The sequence below is a fragment of the Bifidobacterium bombi DSM 19703 genome (genome assembly GCF_000737845.1).
In the GTDB taxonomy this organism is placed as follows: domain Bacteria; phylum Actinomycetota; class Actinomycetes; order Actinomycetales; family Bifidobacteriaceae; genus Bifidobacterium; species Bifidobacterium bombi.
Window position 1 is genome coordinate 76,788 of sequence record NZ_ATLK01000001.1, and the last position, 13,339, is coordinate 90,126.

At 52.0% G+C, this 13,339-nt stretch carries 10 protein-coding genes and 1 pseudogene; 7 read left to right on the forward strand and 4 right to left on the reverse strand.

From position 1 onward, the window contains the following. The first annotated feature begins 4 nt into the window (after positions 1–4). The 4 genes from BBOMB_RS00280 (at position 5) to BBOMB_RS00295 (ending at position 5,307) form a co-directional block, all read left to right on the forward strand. Positions 5–910, forward strand: coding sequence for a carbohydrate ABC transporter permease (locus tag BBOMB_RS00280; protein WP_238549834.1), 906 nt, complete (start codon positions 5–7; stop codon positions 908–910). Position 911: 1 nt separating this feature from the next. Continuing rightward, entirely contained in the window at positions 912–1,799 is an 888-nt protein-coding gene (locus BBOMB_RS00285) for a carbohydrate ABC transporter permease (protein WP_081867179.1), read from the forward strand. 311 nt (positions 1,800–2,110) lie between these two features. After that, a complete protein-coding gene (locus BBOMB_RS00290; protein WP_238549835.1) occupies positions 2,111–3,151 on the forward strand; it encodes a LacI family DNA-binding transcriptional regulator in 1,041 nt (346 codons plus the stop codon). Between the two features lie 731 nt (positions 3,152–3,882). Continuing rightward, a complete protein-coding gene (locus tag BBOMB_RS00295) occupies positions 3,883–5,307 on the forward strand; it encodes an amino acid permease (RefSeq protein ID WP_044087747.1) in 1,425 nt (474 codons plus the stop codon). A 374-nt stretch (positions 5,308–5,681) separates the two neighbouring features. On the opposite strand, the gene BBOMB_RS00300 is transcribed toward BBOMB_RS00295, so the two are convergent. The 4 genes from BBOMB_RS00300 to BBOMB_RS00315 all read right to left on the reverse strand — a co-directional run bounded on the left by BBOMB_RS00300 (position 5,682) and on the right by BBOMB_RS00315 (position 9,259). Beyond that, on the reverse strand, positions 5,682–6,509 hold the full coding sequence (locus BBOMB_RS00300) for an amino acid ABC transporter permease (protein ID WP_156097116.1): 828 nt from the start codon (positions 6,507–6,509) through the stop codon (positions 5,682–5,684). Beyond that, positions 6,506–7,189 carry an amino acid ABC transporter permease gene (locus BBOMB_RS00305; RefSeq protein WP_081867180.1) on the reverse strand — a complete coding sequence of 228 codons (684 nt, stop codon included), beginning with the start codon at positions 7,187–7,189 and terminating at the stop codon, positions 6,506–6,508. The genes BBOMB_RS00300 and BBOMB_RS00305 overlap by 4 nt, the downstream gene beginning before the upstream one ends. An 86-nt stretch (positions 7,190–7,275) precedes the next feature. Then, the gene (locus BBOMB_RS00310; protein ID WP_081867181.1) at positions 7,276–8,271 is read right to left on the reverse strand and encodes a glutamate ABC transporter substrate-binding protein; all 996 of its coding nucleotides are present in this window, start codon (positions 8,269–8,271) and stop codon (positions 7,276–7,278) included. A 379-nt stretch (positions 8,272–8,650) separates the two neighbouring features. Next, entirely contained in the window at positions 8,651–9,259 is a 609-nt protein-coding gene (locus tag BBOMB_RS00315; RefSeq protein WP_044087705.1) for a hypothetical protein, read from the reverse strand. 615 nt (positions 9,260–9,874) lie between these two features. Here BBOMB_RS00315 and BBOMB_RS00320 point away from each other — a divergent pair. From BBOMB_RS00320 to BBOMB_RS00335, 3 genes and pseudogenes are all read left to right on the forward strand, one after another. Beyond that, positions 9,875–10,774, forward strand: coding sequence for a LysR family transcriptional regulator (locus BBOMB_RS00320; protein WP_044087742.1), 900 nt, complete (start codon positions 9,875–9,877; stop codon positions 10,772–10,774). Positions 10,775–11,361: 587 nt separating this feature from the next. Then, a pseudogene (locus tag BBOMB_RS00330) lies at positions 11,362–12,078 on the forward strand (carboxymuconolactone decarboxylase family protein); the annotation flags it as partial. A 387-nt stretch (positions 12,079–12,465) separates the two neighbouring features. Continuing rightward, the gene (locus tag BBOMB_RS00335) at positions 12,466–13,317 is read left to right on the forward strand and encodes an SDR family oxidoreductase (RefSeq protein ID WP_044087703.1); all 852 of its coding nucleotides are present in this window, start codon (positions 12,466–12,468) and stop codon (positions 13,315–13,317) included. Positions 13,318–13,339 lie beyond the last annotated feature (22 nt).

The window sequence follows — 13,339 nt, forward strand, 5'->3', positions numbered from 1 at the left end:
GATTTTGCTCATTCTCACAGTCAAAAAAGCGCACGAAAAAAAAGAAAATCGTTGGGGCTGGTTCTTCACTGCTCCATTTGGTGTCTTTTTTATCCTGTTTCTCGTAGTGCCTTTGGTCTATGCGTTTTATGTATCACTATTTACGTACACACAAGTCCGTGGTAGTGTTTTTACAGGTTTGGTGAATTATAAACGTGCATTCACAGATCCTATCTTTCTTTCAGGAATGGGACGCGTTGTCTTATATACAGTTGTAATGGTTCCGATTCAGTTAGGTCTTGCTTTGATTCTGGCGTTGGTTTTGGATTCAATAAAGACAAAATTCGGTTCTGTTTCCCGGGTTTTATATTTCTTGCCTTATGCAATCCCCGTTGTTATCGGTGCATTGATGTGGGGATTTCTGTATTCTAAGGATATGGGGCCTTTTACTGCTTTCTTCCATCTTTTTGGATTACAGGCTCCAGACTTCTTAAGTAAGAAAAGCATCTTTGGATCATTGGTGAATATGGTAACGTGGCAATGGACTGGTTACTATATGGTAATCCTGTATTCAGCATTGCAGTCCATACCCAGTGAACTTTATGAATCAGCTCGCATCGATGGCGCTTCCGAAATGGAAATAGCGCTGAAAATCAAGACGCCGATGATCTCCAGTTCCTTGGTTATGGTTACAATTTTTTCATTGATTGGCACGCTGCAGTTCTACACGGAACCTATGGTCTTAAGAAACAATGCGAATTCAGCCATTGTGCCAGAATATACGCCTAATATGTATGCACAGGCTCTGGCCTTCAACTATAACCAAATCAATTATTCGGCAACGATTTCATTCGCTCTAGGACTCCTGGTTGTCATCTTCAGCGTCTTCTTCATGAAAGCGACCAAAAAACAGTCCGGTTTGGAGGATTGAGATGTCACAAACTCAGCAAATCACACATCAACGTATTAATAGTGGGCATCGTGTAGGTTCCAAGGTCTTCATGCTCATATGCATAGTCTATTTCTGTTTGCCGGTATGGTGGCTTATCGTGGCGGCTACGAAATCGAACTCCGGTCTGTTCTTGGGTACCGGTGGACCCATGTGGTTCGATAAGCACTTTGCCTTCTTCGACAATGTAATACAATTGACTGCTTATGAGGGCGGCATATTCTGGCGTTGGCTTGGAAATTCGTTGTTCTATGCTTTAGTAGGCGGTGTGGGTGCTACAGTCATCTCCGTGATGGCAGGGTATGGATTCGCCAAGTATCGCTTCAAAGGACGTAAAGCGTATTTCAATGTGGTTTTGGGAGCTTTGATGATTCCTAGTACTGCCTTGGTCATTCCGATGTTCATCATCATGTCGCAGATAGGAATGAATGATACTGTATGGGCAGTGCTCTTGCCTGCTATGCTGTCGCCATTTGGTACCTATCTTATGCGCGTCTACTGTCAAGACTCCTTGCCAGACGAGATGATTGAAGCCGCAAGGGTAGATGGCGCTGGTGAGCTACGTACCTTTATGCAGGTGTCATTACCGATTATGACTCCCGCTATCACTACAGTATTTCTGTTATCAGTCGTGAATTGTTGGAATAACTACTTCTTGCCCCAAGTTGTATTGGCGGATACCAAACTGTTCCCAATCACGGTAGGGCTCACTCAGTGGCAGGCAAAATCTAATGCCGGTGCAGGATCTGAGCAAGTATGGAATCTGATTACTTCCGGAGCCTTCATTTCTGTCATACCTCTTGTTCTCGCCTTTATTTTCTTGCAACGTTATTGGGTCGGGGGGTTGACAGCAGGATCAGTAAAAGCATAAAGCTTATTGGGCTTTAAAGGCGCTGGTCGCCAACGCGTGTTGGCAACCAGCGCCTTGATATATGAAAATCAGGAATGACGCGTTTCTGCCTGGTGCCCCTGTCGAATGCAGCTTTATAATGTACAAGTTTTTATTTGAAAAGAATTATGGATAAGTTCGGAATCGTCCGCTGCCTGGCCAATGAACAAGGTATAATCTTTCGTAAGCTGTGCGAACTTTATTGCTAACCTTTTCACGCATCAAAATAAATGAAGCACGGCTTTCGATATTACGACAGGTAAGGTCATGGAAATGATGATTGCAGAGGTCATGTGGTGCGCAATAGAGTAACGATCAAAGATGTCGCTAAAGAGGCAGGAGTTTCTATAAAAACCGTATCAAATGTGATAAATAATACCGGCAGTATGCGTCCGCAAACACGTAAACGTGTGGAAAGTGTGATGAAAAAATTCGGTTACACAATTAATGTTTCTGCGCGGAATTTGAAAACCGGGTCAAGTAAACTTATCGGGTTGGGCGTTTTTGATTTTTCACAACCTTTTGGATCTTATTTTTGCGATAAGGTAATTGAAGCCGCCCGTAATCTTGATTATGGGGTCATAGTAAGTACTTATGGGGTCGGAGGTGATGGTGTATCGACGATTATCGATGAGACATATCGGGTTGGGGCAGATGGTTGGATTTTCTTTGTTGACGGTCCGTTAAGAAATGAAGGCGCCATCTTAGAACAACCTTATCCTGTAGTGATGGCAAGTGATTATGATTCATACGGTAAGGTAGACCATGTTACCATGCCTAACTTTAATTCCATGCATGATGTGGTTGGTCGCTTAATTGATTCCGGGTCCAAAAATATCGCTGTGATTGGCTCGCCGTGTGAGACCTTTGATTACGACGCTATAATGAATGCAAAAGAAGGAACCCAAGAGTTGCGCTTGCAAGGATACCTCACGGCTTACGAAGATCGTGGTCTTGCGCCAGAGCCTTCTTTGTTTGTTCCTATGACGCATGGGTTAACCACCTTTGGAGGAGCTTCCGGAATGAAAAAGCTCTTGAATAGTGGGAGAGATTTTGATGCCGTGATTTGTTTGAACGATGCCGTTGCAATCGGGGCAATGCACGAAGTAACGAAGCATGGTATAAAGATTCCTGAAGAGATGCAGATAGTAGGATTTGATAATGTGCCGGAGGATAATTATTCGAATCCGAGTTTGACTAGCATCGATCCTCATACTGAACTATACGCTCGACGAGCTGTGGAGATGCTAATAGAGAGGATTGAAGGTTATCATGGGCCGGTGCGATCTTTTGAAAGTATGTATACCCTCGTGAAACGTGGCTCAACTAAGTAAATGCTGGTTTCTTCTGCGTGGGTTCCACAATAGGCTATCTTCATGTAAAGGCGAGTATGGGACCACAGTTTGATAATTCCATTTTGCATTATGTTACACTGTGCAAACGCAATTGCATGACCAGCTTTTGGTTTCCTTGTCTTTGTTTTCAGCGGGTGTAGTTAAATGTGTGAATATGAGCAAGTTTGTTATTGCTTTTGAAGGTTCGGCACTTTATAACATGACGAGACCGATTTTAGTTCGGCTATCCATCACCCTGTTTAGTCCAGATTGTTAGCCTTGGTTTTTGGTGCTCTAAGAAGAACCCGATACGGTCGCCTTCGTTCTTATGTAGCCTTAGTTTTCTAAGCTGATTCGTATGATACTGGACAAGAACTGAATCTAGCGTCGATCTGATTCGATATGATGTCCCAGACTTTTCGCTTAAGCTCAATCGCGATGTCAGATGTGGGTTTTGGACCTTCAATTATGAGAGGGGTCCCTGGAGGTTGTGTAGACGTTCATTGAACGGCATTGTTTTCATTCGATTTCGAGTTGTGCAAATGCGTAACTGTTGAGGTTGGGCTCGTCATCATGTGAGTCATACAGTACATGAGCAAACAATTGGGCATACGATACTGTTGAAATTGGATAGGAAGGAGGCTGAGTTGAAGCTACGCAAAACTGACGACGGCATACGAGCCGGCTATACGGGTGGTGACCGGAATTTGGAGAGCCGCAAATCCGGTGGCATGCTTCGGGGGTTGAAAATACGCCATGTTTCCATGATCGCGTTGGGTGGCTGCATAGGCACCGGGCTTTTCATGACGTCTGGTTCGACCATTTCGACTGCGGGGCCAGGCGGCGGCCTGGTGGCCTATACAGCCATGGGCCTGATGATCTACTTCCTGATGACCAGCCTGGGCGAACTGGCCACGAATATGCCGGTTTCGGGTTCATTCGCCACGTACAGCGCGAAATACGTCGATCCGGCTCTGGGGTTCGCCATGGGTTGGGATTACTGGCTTAATTGGGCCATTGCAGGCGCGGTCGATATCTCAACGGCGGCGCTCCTTGTACAGTACTGGTTGCCCCAGACCCCCGGGTGGGTCTGGAGTCTGCTGGTCCTGCTACTGGTCTTCACCATCAACACCCTGTCCGTATCGACTTTCGGTGAAACCGAGTTCTGGCTTTCAATCCTCAAGGTGTTCACCATCATCGTCTTCATCGTCATCGGACTGGCCATGATTGCGGGAATCATGTTCCATCCGGCGGTTGGTCTGACCAATTTCACGTATAGGGACGCTCCGTTCGTGGGTGGGCTTCCGGCCATAATGAGTGTGTTTCTCATCGCCGGCTACTCATTCCAAGGCACCGAAGTGGTGGGGGTGACGTCGGGGGAGTCCAACGATCCCGGCACGGCCGTGCCCAAGGCCATCAACCAGGTGTTCTGGCGCATCTTGCTGTTCTATGTGCTTTCGATTTTCGTCATCGCCGCTTTGATTCCATACACGAGTCCCAATCTGCTCAATGGATCCGATACCAACGTGGCCATGTCGCCGTTCACCATCGTTTTCGAACGTGCCGGACTCGCCGGTGCTGCCAGCATCATGAACGCCGTAGTTCTGACGTCCATCCTGTCCGCTGTCAACACGGGAGCCTACGCAAGCTCGCGCATGTTGTATTCCATGGCTGACCAGGGTTTCGCGCCGGGAATTCTGCGCAAGACCACCAAGAAGGGAATACCGATCGTAGCTTTGGGGCTCACGATGTGTGTTGAACTCGCGGCTTTCGCCAGCAGCATCTTCGGGCCGAAATTCTATATGTGGCTGGTGACGGCGACCGGTCTGACCGGCTTCATCGCCTGGATGGGCATCGCCCTAAGTCATTGGCGCTTCCGCCGCGCGTTCAGGAAGCAAGGGTATGAACTCAACGAACTCAAGTATCATGCGAAGATATTCCCGTTCGGTCCTTTGCTGGTGCTCGCGGTTTGCACGGTGGTCATCTGCGGCCAGGGTATCGGTGATTTCAAAGCCGGCAACTGGGCGGGGTTGTTCGCCACGTATTTCAGCGTCATCCTGTTCGCGGTGTTGTATTTCGGTTATAAATGGCGCCACCACACCAAAATCGTGAAGTTGCAGGACATCGACGTATCACCCTCCCGTCAGGATGGATGACTGCCTGATGCATCGGTGATCCGTTTACGACATATGCGGAAGCCTTGAAAGCCCGTGGCTTCCGCATGGATTCGACCGCGGAAAATCTTGGCACTCACGCATTCGTCGGACGAGTGCTGTCTGTTCGTATGACCGGAACTGTGAATCAAGGCTGATGGGTCATTTGACATCTATCTGTGGCGACCGATCGCTGCCCATGCGCCTTTCGGCCGCGCATATGAAGGACAAGGTTGTTGGACTGCTGGCTGTCGATGAGTGAGCGGTTCTTGCTTCGGGAGCCAGGCGAGTCGAATAAGGAAAGAAGGCCGCTGGTTCGAAGTTGGTGACGTCAAGGGTTGAGGATGGCTTTCAAGCTGCATACCGCGGGCGTGGTCTCAGGAGTTCATCTGGGCATCGGAACGGTATGCTAACGCTCGTGCAGCTCGTGAAATGGCGTAATTGACGACGATGTATATCAGCGAGGTGACCAGATAGACCGGCAGCAGACTGTTGTAGTTGGCAATAATGACTTTCGTGTTCTGCATCATTTCAGGGTAGGTTACCACGTAGCCGAACGTCGTGTCCTTGACAACCACGACCAGCTGTGTGACCATCGTGGGCACCACGATGTGGAACATTTGGGGCAGAATGATGTAACGGTAATTCTGCCAGGTGGTGAGCCCTATCGACAGCCCCGCTTCCTTCTGCTCCGGGAACGGCGCTGATGCCGGCACGGTAGACCTCTGCCAAGCCGCCGACGCCGCCAAGGAAACGGGGATGACGACCATCCAATAGGTGCTCATGTGCAGGCCGAATTGACCGGGAACCAGAAAAAAGAAATAAATGAACAGCAAAGTAGGCGTTCCACGGACGAACTCGATGATGGCGGTTGCGATCCAATGGAGCGGAGCAAAACGTGAGATACGACCGAACATGAGCACCAGACCGCCAATCAAAGCGATCGCGCCGGCACCCAGCGCCGCACGGGCGGTTCCTACGAAGCCTTGCGCTAGAAACTTCCAGACGTTGAAGTCCGCGAACAAGCTCCAATATGAGGGGTCGAACTGATCATGCCGGTACAGTTGCGCGACTATCCAAGCGAGCAACGTGATGACAAGCAATACCGAAACGGTCGTGCCGATGGCGATCCGTCGGTGTGCACGTGGGCCGGTGGTCTCGAAGAGAGCTGCTTCGGTGGAGGTCATGGATGCTGTGGACTTCATCGTAGTATCACCACTTTCTTCTCAAGGAAACGACCGATTCCCGCAATGACCAGGCCTGTGCACACATAGAAGAGTGCGGCCACGATGAAGGTGGGAATGCCCAAAGCCTCCTGGTCGTTGATCTTGTTCACCAAACCGGTCAATTCGACGTGTGCGAGCGGAACCAAGGCGCCCGTCGATGAGCTGATAACGAGTGAAATGAACAATGTGGTCATGGGCTGCACCACGGCACGCAGAGCCTGGGGAAGAACAATCGATCCCATGACGTGGCGGAACGGAAGTCCTAGCGATCGTGCCGCCTCGATTTGCCCCACATCAATTGAGTTGATCCCGGAACGCAGATTGTCGCATGCGAAGGCCGAACCCACCAGGATGAGCGTCACCGTGACACAAGGTTCATAATCCAAGGTCACGCCGACTTGCGGCAGTGCAAATACAATGAAAATAAGCAAACATAGGGTGGGGATATTACGGAACACCTCCACATAGCCGGAAACCACGGACCGTAGCGGCGCAATGGGACTCACCCGCAACACGGTGAGCACCGTCGCCAACACAAGCGCGGCGAAGAACGATACAACCCCGATGCGCAGAGCCACTGCGTAACTCGCCACATATTCGCTGCCATAATGTTGCAGCAGGTAGAGGATGCTGCCCCATTCCGTTCGTGTACTGTTCATAATCCAAACTTTACTGCCGGTCTTAGTACTTTGTAAACAGGGCCAGCTCGTTGCCGGCCCTTGAATGCATTCCCTGGTTGTTTTCCTTATTCCTTGCCGTCCGCCTCGGGAGGGGTGGGGACCTCGGTAACACCGGTGCGCTCGCCGATGGTAAGCTTCCAGAGCTTGGCCCAAGTGCCGTCCTCCTTGACCTTCTTGAGCCAAGCGTTGACGAACTTGGTGGCGTCGCTGCCCTTGGGGAGACCGATGCCATTGGGATCGCTGGTGCCGAACGTCTTTCCTACCACTTTGAGCGACTTCGGGTCTTTCGCGACATCGCCCAGCAGTAATGACTCGTTGATGACGTAGGCGTCGACGCGCTTCTGCTTGAGGGCCTGCACGATTTCGGCGTCGGTCTGGAATTCAAGTCCATTGGCTTTCGGTGCATATTTCTTAAGAATCTGCGATCCCGTGGAACCCTGCTGAATGCCGACTCGCTTTCCCGCAAGGTCGTTGACCGATGCGATGCTGTTATCGTCCGACCTGACCATGATGCCCTGTTTTGAAGTGTAATACGGATCGGAAAAATCAATCTTTTGCTTGCGCTCATCGGTGATTGAGTAGGTGGCGAAGACACTGTCCACAGTGCCGTTCTGAAGAACCGCTTCACGGGTGGACGAGTCGACCACGCTGACCGTTGTTTTTGCGTCGCCAATGATGTAACGGGCCAGAAGCTGGGAAAGCCCTGCATCGAAGCCACGTAATTTCCCATCGTCAGGGCTTTGCAGCGAGAACAGCGTTGAGGTCTTTACTGCTCCGACCTTGAGGGTACCGTTTTTCTTGATCTGTGAAGCCCATTTATTGGCGGTTACCGTGGAATCGTCGGCTACGGGACCGGACTTGATCAGATCGTCATATGCCTTGATGTCCAGGGGTTTTCCGGTGCCATCGGATGAATTGGATTGACTACTAGTTGAGGCTCCACCTTTGCTGTTAGCCGGATTCGTGCTGTTTGAGCCACAGCCGGCAAGCAGCACTCCGCAAGTCACCATTACGGCGATGCTGGAAGTGACTCGTTGGAGTGTTTGGTTACGAAAAGTCATGTTTTCCTTCTTCTTTCATGATGTCGCCCGACTATCATTGACGTCAAACGCATGCAGTTATTGAGTGATTCCAGTAAGTATAGGTTGAAACCGTTTCTGCAAAGTCATATATTCGTCCTTTTGATATCGATGCTATTTATGATTTACTATCAGAGCCATGTAAATGCAAGCATTCATGATAAATTCCGCTGGTCGAATAACATTACAATTCATCAGCTTCAAGCGTAAGAATCAGTGAAGAGCCATCTATCGAGTCGAGGAAGGACGCTTGTTTCGAGTGCTCTGCATCAAGCATGCCATTATGTTTTCGGCATTGCTGTCCGAGCACGTCTTCTCAGTGTGTTCATTCACGGCTATCGTGGTGTGCGGTCGTCGCCGTCTACCTGTGTGAGATACAGATGACGCGGCGCTTGTTTTCGTCGTTCACCAGTGCGAACGGCTTGCGTGAGCCACTGTCGAAGAGGCTTACGGATACAAGGCGGTTCGCACAGCGAGGCTCTCCTTCAATCCGGAGTACGTCGTCGCCGTCCACTGCAGCCCCTTGCAGTGGGTCAAACACACGCACTGCCGGGGTGCCATCGGGCATCTGCGAGAAACCGGTGACCAATACGTAATGCCCGTTCATGTTGTTCGACCAGACACGAGCCACGCCGGCGCCACCTTCCACAATGGTGCGGCGCAGCGGGGTATTGGCCTGTGGCGAGCCCACCAGGGCTTGGTCGTCGCGTAAGACGGTCGCCTGTATAGGGAAACGGTTGCTTTCTCCAAACATGTTCAATGCGTTCGCAACGGAGAGCACGGCCTTAGGGGAAGTTCCCTCCGTGCCGAAGGTGCCGTCGGCTCCGTAGCAGTCCATGGTCAGCCGGTACACGGTCCAGATCAAGTCGGGCCGTAGTTCCTCGCGTTCGTACAGATAGCGAAGCGCGTTGAGTATGGTGGTGGGGGCACACGTATAACTGGTGTCCTGGTAGATAAGGTCATTTTTCATTGTGCACCTCCTGAGGCGATTCATTATGCTTTTTTAAAATCAAGTAATTACAATCCTAGTGCCGTTTGGTATGTCCTGGATCCTACTCTTCAGGCGTATAACGGAACTGTTGTCCACTAGTTTCCTTACGCGGAATCGATTCCGCATATGACCGCCGTCTCGGATGGGCCCGTTTCGGCACGGACTCATGTTTCCACACCGGATACTGATTTTGCGCGGGGTCGGTGTTTGTGCCGGGTTCGTTCGCACTGCGTGAGTCTTGCTCCTGTGCTGGGTTCGTTCGCACTGCGTGAGTCTTGCTCCTGCGGCGGGTCTGTTCGCATCGCTTGAACGGAACACCCTCGTCTGGAATCCGCTTTCCAATGCCGCGTCGGTTCCTCTCTATGTCCCGTTCGTAGCCCACAACCCGAACAGAAAAGCACACGTATGGCCGGAGACGCGAACCGTGTCCTGTACATCGTCTCGTGCCTTTCTGGTGTCTCTCGATGCCTGTCTCCGGATGGGCATCGTGACTGATTCGTGCGTCGTCGTTCCGTGCTTCGCGGGTACAATTGCTGAGGTGCACCGCAATGAACCGTGCGCGCCACGGGCGGCCTGGACGCAGGGGAGGAAGCCATGTTTCAGCAGATGCGTTATTTCATCGCCGTGGTGGAGGAGCATAATTTTCTCCGTGCTGCTGAACGTTGCAACATTTCCCAATCAGCGATATCACAGCAGATCAAGGCCCTGGAAAACAAGATCGGCGCTCAGCTGCTGGCCCGAAAAGGCCGAAGCTTCGAACTCACCGAAGCCGGTGAGTACTTCTACAACCAAAGCAAACCGTTGCTGCGTTCGCTGGATGCCTTGGTGCGCAAGACCGGACAGATGGCGCAGAACGTCCATTCCTCGTTGAAGGTGGCTTATCTGCAGTCATATGGCTCAGCTGAGTTTCTTCAGGCCGTTTCGAAGTTTTCGCAGCGGTTCCCTCAAATCGTGCTCGACATTGAACATGGCACCCATGAGGACCTGTATCGGCTGCTGACCGATGAGAAGGTGGATCTCGTCTTCAGTGATCAGCGTCGGGCGCTTTCCGAGCGTTTCGTCAACTATTACCTCACTGAGACGGTCTTCCGGGTGGTGCTGGCCAAGCGGCTGCTGCCTTCCGGAACGACGACGGTGGATTTGGCCCAACTGGCGGGATTGCCCTGCATTCTGGTCGCTCAGGAGGGGCAACGTCAGGCGGAGGAGGACTATCATCGTGATGTTCTTGGCGTTCAAAGCCGTTTCCTCATGGCCGGGTCTTTAGAGGATGCCAAGATTTTGGTTGCCGCCAAGAAAGGATTTATGCTGGTGGATGACCATGCAGGTCGGCTCATAGACTCGGGCGTGGGTTCCGCGTTACCGGTCACCAGTCAAGGTCGTCCGCTGGTGCGGGAATATTACGCGTTCTGGCGGCAGGGAAATTCGGGTTATTGCGTGGAGGCGTTCGCCCGTCTTCTTAAGGAGCAGTTTGATTCAACGACGTCCGAACAGTGATGGGGTGGACTGACCGGCCGTCGGCTCATCTGCACCGGTTCACATAAGCATGGGTTACCTGCGCGGTCGGCGGACGGTTGCGTTGGACGTGCTTGCGCAGGTGGTGCATGTGAGTCGGGATTCACGTGCCGGATTGATGGGTGCCGGTGGTTTCCCGTCGATGAGGATCGTGACCCAAACTTGCTCAACTGTGCTCAACATCGGTATGGTATTCGAGGTCATGCGATGGTGTTGCTTGATGCACTTGGCCGCATCGTGTAATGGCGCCGAACGGCGCATTCGGACGGGCGTCGGTCAGGGCGCGATTGATGGCATGTCAAGCGTCTTTCCGGCTTACCGGACGGTGGAATCTCATTGACGGATTCCTTTAAGTGCGATGCGGTAAAGACTTCGGAAGAGGGTGTCCTCCCTGGGAAATTGTTTGATAAGAAATACTTATCGATGAGGGCTGTAATCGAGATTGTTTCCGAAGTGCGGCAGGCATAGCATGTCAAGCATTGGAGCTTGTGGGACCACACGGGCTGCGGGTGGCGCAAAGGAGGAATGCCATGGCGATAAGTCAGTTCGCTTGGAATTTTCACGAACGCATGTTTCCCGGTTACCGTTCTGATTTTCTCAGAACCGACCCCGAATTCATCGAGCGTTTCGACAATTTCGCATTCGACGAGGTGGTTCGGGAAACCGATCTGGATGACCGGACCAGGTTCATGTCGATCGTCGCCAGCCTCATAGGGTGCCAGGGGATTGATGAGTTCAAGGCCATCGTTCCCGCGGCTCTGAACTTCGGATTGACGCCGGTGCAGCTCAAGGAGGTGGTCTATCAGGCCGTCGCGTACTTGGGCATAGGCCGCGTATTCCCTTTCCTCAAAGCGACCAACCAGGCCTTGCGAGATGCCGGTGTGGAACTCCCCCTAGCGCCGCAATCCACCACCACCTGCGATTCGGAGAGCCGGCTGAAAGGCGGGGAAGAGAGGCAAATCTCGGTTTTCGGTCCGACCATGAAGGACTTCTGGGAATCCGGGCCGCAGGACAGCGTGCATATCAACCGGTGGCTGACCGATAATTGTTTTGGCGATTACTACACTCGAACCGGGCTGAGCATGCGGGAGAGGGAGATGGTCACTTTCTGTTTCCTTTCCGCCCAAGGCGGATCAGAACCGCAACTGACGTCGCACGCGAAGGCCAATCTTCGAATCGGAAACGACGAGGATTTTCTCATCGCCGTCATCAGCCAGAATGTTCCATTCATAGGGTATCCGAGGAGTCTCAACGCTCTGCAATGTCTGAGAGAGGCGGTGAATGAAGGGGAAGGAGTCGATGATGATGGTTCTGAGGATGATAGCTCCGGAACCGGTGATTCTGAGAACAATAGTTTAGACAACGGCGATTCCGTGAACGATGGTTCAGGAACCCGCGATTCTGCCGCTATGGGTTTCTGAAACCGTGGAGCGAAAAACGGGAGAAGGGGGCCGATGGACTTGGAAACGGATGAGCTTGAAACGAAAGCGCTTGAAACTGACGTGCTGCGGAGCGGAGTCGCTGTTAGTGGGGAAGCGACGCAGACTATCAGACATCGCCTTTGAGATGCATCCAACGAAGAGTAAGTAATGAATAGCTAACGAAAGGTAGCTGACGAAGGCCTGACGAAGAGTAGGTAACGAAACGCTGCCTAACAAAACAAGGAGAAAACAATGACTGCAATAACCGATGAAGACAACAAGACCTGGCTTATCACAGGCATCAGTTCCGGGTTCGGCAAGGAGATGGCCGAACAGCTTCTGGCTGCGGGCAAGACCGTCATAGGTACGGTGCGGAAGCCCGAATCCGTGCGTGATCTGCGTGAACAGTATCCTGACACTTTGGATGTGCAGCTCTTGGATGTAACCGATGTCGAGGCGGTGTACCGGGTGGTCGATGACGCTTTCCATCGACATGGCCGCATCGATGCCATCGTCAACAACGCAGGTTATGGTCTCTTCGGAGCCGCCGAGGAACTGACCGACGAACAGGTCAACCAGATTCTCGCCACCGATCTGGTCGGCTCCATACAGGTCATTCGCACGGCGTTGCCGCACCTGCGCAAGCAGGGTTCGGGAATCATCATCCAGATTTCCTCTTACGGCGGGCAAGTGGCGTACCCGGGCAACTCGATGTATCACGCGTCTAAGTTTGGCATCGAAGGTTTCGTGGAATCCGTGGCTCAGGAGGTCAAACCCTTCGGCATCAGGGCTCTGATTGTGGAGCCAGGCGGAGCCCGGACCGAGTTCCGCTACGGCAGCGCTCACGTGGCTAAGCTCATGCCTGAGTACGACGGCCCAACGCACAGCTTCCTGAAGATGCTGGACCCTGCCAATGGTCTGGCTCCGGGAGATCCGGCCAAGATGGCGGCCCGGATCATCGAGAGTGCCGGCAAACCGGATACGCCTCTGCACCTGGTACTCGGTTCGGCAGCTTTGGAGAACACAATCCATCGCCTGGAGGACCGCTTGGCCGAATACCGCTCCGAGACTGAAATCGCGAAGTCGACCGACGTTGATGAGTGATGGGCGAGTCAACAAGTCATCC

Excerpts from the sequence above, each read along its gene's own strand:
- BBOMB_RS00285 (WP_081867179.1), top strand. The coding sequence starts at position 912 with ATGTCACAAACTCAGCAAATCACACATCAACGTATTAATAGTGGGCAT.
- BBOMB_RS00295 (WP_044087747.1), top strand. The coding sequence starts at position 3,883 with ATGCTTCGGGGGTTGAAAATACGCCATGTTTCCATGATCGCGTTGGGT.
- BBOMB_RS00300 (WP_156097116.1), bottom strand. The coding sequence starts at position 6,509 with ATGAAGTCCACAGCATCCATGACCTCCACCGAAGCAGCTCTCTTCGAG.
- BBOMB_RS00305 (WP_081867180.1), bottom strand. The coding sequence starts at position 7,189 with ATGAACAGTACACGAACGGAATGGGGCAGCATCCTCTACCTGCTGCAA.
- BBOMB_RS00310 (WP_081867181.1), bottom strand. The coding sequence starts at position 8,271 with ATGACTTTTCGTAACCAAACACTCCAACGAGTCACTTCCAGCATCGCC.
- BBOMB_RS00315 (WP_044087705.1), bottom strand. The coding sequence starts at position 9,259 with ATGAAAAATGACCTTATCTACCAGGACACCAGTTATACGTGTGCCCCC.
- BBOMB_RS00320 (WP_044087742.1), top strand. The coding sequence starts at position 9,875 with ATGTTTCAGCAGATGCGTTATTTCATCGCCGTGGTGGAGGAGCATAAT.
- BBOMB_RS00335 (WP_044087703.1), top strand. The coding sequence starts at position 12,466 with ATGACTGCAATAACCGATGAAGACAACAAGACCTGGCTTATCACAGGC.